This is a genomic window from Rhodococcus sp. P4_C10, assembly GCF_056402135.1.
This window is the reverse complement of the sequence record NZ_JBFUHZ010000081.1, coordinates 1-4,458: the sequence shown is the minus strand read 5'-3', so window position 1 is coordinate 4,458 and position 4,458 is coordinate 1. Positions and strand designations below refer to the sequence as shown.

The 4,458-nt window shown below is 77.4% G+C and carries 2 protein-coding genes; one reads left to right on the top strand and one right to left on the bottom strand.

Going from position 1 to position 4,458, the window contains the following annotated elements; all coding sequences use genetic code 11:
• Positions 1 to 2,591, bottom strand: a 2,591-nt coding sequence (locus tag AC1DWC_RS26510) for an IniB N-terminal domain-containing protein (RefSeq protein ID WP_477912848.1), incomplete at its 3' end; no start/stop codon positions are given.
• Between the two features lie 279 nt (positions 2,592 to 2,870).
• Between AC1DWC_RS26510 and AC1DWC_RS26505 the strand changes: the two genes are divergently transcribed.
• Positions 2,871 to 4,458, top strand: a 1,588-nt coding sequence (locus AC1DWC_RS26505; RefSeq protein ID WP_477912846.1) for an Hsp70 family protein, incomplete at its 3' end; no start/stop codon positions are given.

Below are 4,458 nucleotides of genomic sequence, written 5' to 3'. Positions count from 1 at the left end.
GTGCCGGACAGGTCGGTGCCGAGCCCGGCGCCCGCGTCGACCAGGCCGCCGAGACCGCCCGTCAGGCCGCTCGTCAGGCCCGCGCCCAGGCCGGCCGCCGTGTCGAGGCCGCCGGCCAGGCCCGCACCGAGGTCGGCCACACCGTCGAGTCCGCCGCTCGCGGCGCCGTCGAGGGTCGTGCTGAGGTCGCCGCCGACGCCGGCACCCGCACCGAGCAGGCCGCCGAGCGCGGAGTCCACGCCGCCGGTCAGGCCACCGGTGACGTCGCCGCCCACATCCAGGAGTCCGCCGAGTCCGGCGCCCGCACCGAGCAGTCCGTCCAGTGCACCGGTCGCGGAACCGCCGACGCCGAGCGCCGACTCGAGCGCGGTGCCCAGCGAGGCCCCGGCCTCTCCGCCCACGCCGAGCGCGCCACCGAGCGCGGTGCCCAGGCCCAGCCCCAGACCGGCGTCGACGCCGAGTCCGCCGCCCACCTCGCCGCCCAGGCTCTCACCCAGTCCGGCGCCGAGCACTCCGCCGAGCGCGGCACCCAGGTCCGACCCGATCTCGCCGCCGACCCCGAAGGCGCTCTCCAGCACCCCGCCGAGCCCGGCACCCGCGCCGAGGTCCAGGTCCGCGACGCCCAGGGCGGTGTCGAGCGCGGCCCCGAGGCCCGCGGTGAGCCCGCCGTCGACGCCGAGCGCACCACCGAGCGCGGAGCTCACCGCTCCGCCGAGACCGCCCTCCAGGTCGAGCAGCCCACCGAGGTCGAGACCACCGCCGACCAGTCCGTCCAGTGCGGTGCCCAGTGCCGCGCCGAGTTCGCCGCCGACGCCGCCGTCCGCGCCGAGCGCGGCGCTCAGGGCCGCACTGAGGTCACCGGTCAGGTCGCCGCCGAGTGCCCCGCCGAGACCGCCGGCCAGTTCACCGCCGAGCAGCGCACCGAGATCGAGGCCCGTCAGTCCGCCCGCGCCGAGCGCGCCCTCCAGCGCGGCGCCGAGGCCCGCGGCCAGTCCGCCGTCGAGATCGAGGGCGCCGCCGAGCACGCCGCCCAGGGCGCCACCGAGGTCGAGGCCCCCACCCAGGGCCGCCTCGAGCGCGCCGCCGAGGCCGCCCTCCGCGCCGAGCGCGCCGCCGAGCACGCCGCCCAGCGCGGCACCGACGTCCGTGSCGATGCTGCCGCCGACGCCGAGCGCGCCGCCGAGCACTGTGCTCAACGTCGCGCCGAGGTCCGCGCCGCCGCCGAGCAGCGCGCCGAGGTCGAGATCCGCCAGGCCACCGGCACCGAGCGCCGCGTCCAGGGCGGTGCCCAGGCCCGCGGTGAGGTCACCGCCGACGCCGAGGGCGCCGCCCAGCGCCCCGGCCAGTCCGGCACCGAGACCCAGTCCCGCATCCAGGTCGAGGTCGAGGCCGGTGTCCACGAGTCCGCCCAGCACGCCACCGAGGGCGCCGCCGAGGTCCGTGCCGATGCTGCCGCCGGCCCCGAGGGCACCGCCGAGGGCCGCGCTGAGCGCGGTGCTCAGGTCCCCGGCCAGGCCGCCCGCGAGGCCGCCCGTCAGGGTGCCGCCGAGGTCGACGAGTCCACCAAGACCGGCGTCCAGGCCGCCGCCGAGCAGTCCGGCAAGGTCGACGTCGAGCAGTCCGCCCGCACCGAGGGCCGCGTCGAGGGCGCCGCCCAGCGTCCCGGTCAGGTCGCCACCGATCCCGAGGGCACCGCCGAGGGCCGCGCCGAGTCCGGCACCGAGGTCCAGGCCGCCGCCGATCGCAGCCGCGAGGTCCGCGCCCAGGCCGCCGCCCGCGCCGACAGCGGCGCCGAGCACGCCGCCCAGTGCCGCACCGAGATCGGCGCCGAGCGATCCACCGACACCCAGGGCCGCGCCGAGCACCGCGCCCAGGTCCAGGGCGCCGCCCAGGTCGGCGAGCCCGCCGAGGTCGATGTCGGTGATGCCGCCGAGCGCCGCGCCGAGGGCCAGCCCGAGGTCGGCGACCACCTCGCCGCCGACGCCGACCGCACCGCCGAGCGCCGCGCTGATCGCGCCGCCGAGGTCGAGGGCGCCGCCGAGGTCGAGTCCGCCGGTCAGGTCGAGCAGTCCGTCGAGGTCGAGGCCGGTGCCGACCGCGGCGTGCAGCGCGGCGCCCAGTGCCGCCCCGAGCTCCGCACCGATCGTGCCGCCGATCTCCAGGGCCGCCTGCAGCGCGGCGCTCAGGGCCGCGCCGACCTCGCCGCCGAAGTCGAAGTCGCCGCCGATGCCGCCGCCCAGACCCGCGCCCAGCCCGAGACCGGCACCGGCGCCCAGGCCCAACCCGCCACCGAGACCGCCACCGAGACCACCGCCGAGACCCGCGCCGAGACCGCCACCGAGACCCGCGCCCAGGCCGGCGTCACCGGCGGCGCCGAGGCCCGCGCCCAGGATGCTGGTCAGCGCGCCGCCGCCGCCGGCGAACAGCCCCGACTCGGCGACCATCGGAGCCACCGCCGCGATGTCCGCCTGGCAGACGCCGCCGAGCCCGGCCGCCGCGAGCACGCCGTCCGGGTTGGCGCAGTACGCCGCACGGGCCTCGTCGTCGCGCAGCAGGCTGAGGATGAAGTCGAGAAGCGCGTTGGTGGCCATGTCGGTCTCCTGGTGGTCGGCGCGGGCCGGCAGTGCACCCACGAAAGTTCAATGCACTCGACGCTATGGACCCCGGACGCCCGGCCCAACGGGGCGAACTCCCCCCGTCTCCGCCGACGCCCCGGGGTAGCGGGAATAGGGGATCTCCCGCACATAGGGGAAATGCCCCTCATCTGCGGATTCTCCGGTGAAATCCGGTAACAGAACCGGTCCGCGCGACGACAGTGACATAGACAGCGGTTCCCAATTCACCGCATCTGCGAGCACAGGAGAATGACGATGTCGGTAGGACTCGGCCTCACGGTTGGCTCCGTCGGTTCGGTCGCCGCGACCGACGATGTGACGATCGCCGGCGGGCGTACCACGATCGCCACGGACTCGACGTTGACGCTGCCCGCCGACGGGTCGTCGCCCGTGCTGGCGCTGACCGCGCCGGGCGAGTCACCCTGCCCGGGCGTCACCGTGTCCGGCTTCGCCTCCCGCGTCGGCGACCCCGTCGCTCTGGTCGCCGAGGACGGGTCGACGCACACCGGCGAGGACCTCGTCGCCGCCGCCATGCGCGGCCTCGTCGACGTCGCGACCACGACGCTCGACGAACCGACGACCGTGGTCGCGGCCCACCCCGCGGTGTGGCACGACTACCCGGTCGACGCGCTGCGCCGCGCACTCGACCGCGCCGGCCTGCCCGACGTCACCCTGGTCTCCGAGCCCGAGGCCGCGGTCACGTGGCTGCGCCGGAACCGGCCGTCCGTCGACAACGGGCCGGTGCTGGTCTACGACCTCGGTGGCAGTGGCCTCGACGTGACGCTGGTCGGCGGCGGCGACCAGCCCCGGATCCTCGGCCGCGCGCTGCGGACCGAGGACATCTCCGGCGCCGAGTTCGACCATCTGACGCTGCGCTACGTCATGGACGGCGCCGTCGACGACCCCACCGAGCTCGACCCGATGAACCCCGACACGGTGACCGCGCTGGCCGAGCTGCGGACGCGCTGCCGGCGGGCGAAGGAGGCGTTGTCCTCGGACACCGAGACGGTGATCGCCGTCGACCTGCCGGGCACCCGACGCGACGTCCGGCTGGTGCGCGAGGAGCTCGAGGACCTGATCCGCGGGCCGCTGGGCGAGTCGCTGGAACTGGTTCGCGAATCGTTGCGCAGCGCGGGCGTCGAGATCTCCGACGTGAGCGCGGTGCTGCTCACCGGCGGCAGCGCGGCCATCCCGCTGGTCGCCGAACTGCTGTCCGCGGACCTGCGCCTGCCCGTCGTCGCGGACGTGGACCCGGCCCAGACCGCGGCGAAGGGGGCGGCGATCCTCGGCACCGCCGTGGCCGCTGCCGCCGTCGCAGCACCCGCGGTGGTGGCCGCCGCGACCGACGAGGACACGGACACCGCCCCGCTCGGCACCGTCGCCCTCGCCACGACCAGCGCGGTCGTGGCCCCGCCTCGGCTCTCCGCGGCTCCCGTCCCGCAGCGGCGTCACGGCGCCGGGTTGACCGCCCCGAAGAAGGCCGCCGTGGTGGGCGCCGCCGTGGCCGCGGTCGCACTGTTGGCCGCGGGCGGACTCTCCCTCGGCACCCCGTTCGGCACCGGGACTCCGGCACCGGCGAACACCGCGGTCACCGACCACAGCACCCGGAACGTGCCCGCGCAGGCCGGGGTGGCGGTGGCCGTCAACCCGGACGGCACCCCCGCCGCCGTCCCGGTGGCCGACGCGGCCGTCTCCGGTCAGTCCGGGGCCGCGGGCGCGACCAACGCCAACCTCCCGGTGGCCGGGCGGATGGGCGGTTCGGCGACCGCCGACAACGCGGCCCCCGCAGCGCCGGGTGCCCCCGCGGCGCCCGGAGCCCCGGCACCGGCCCCCGCACCGGGTG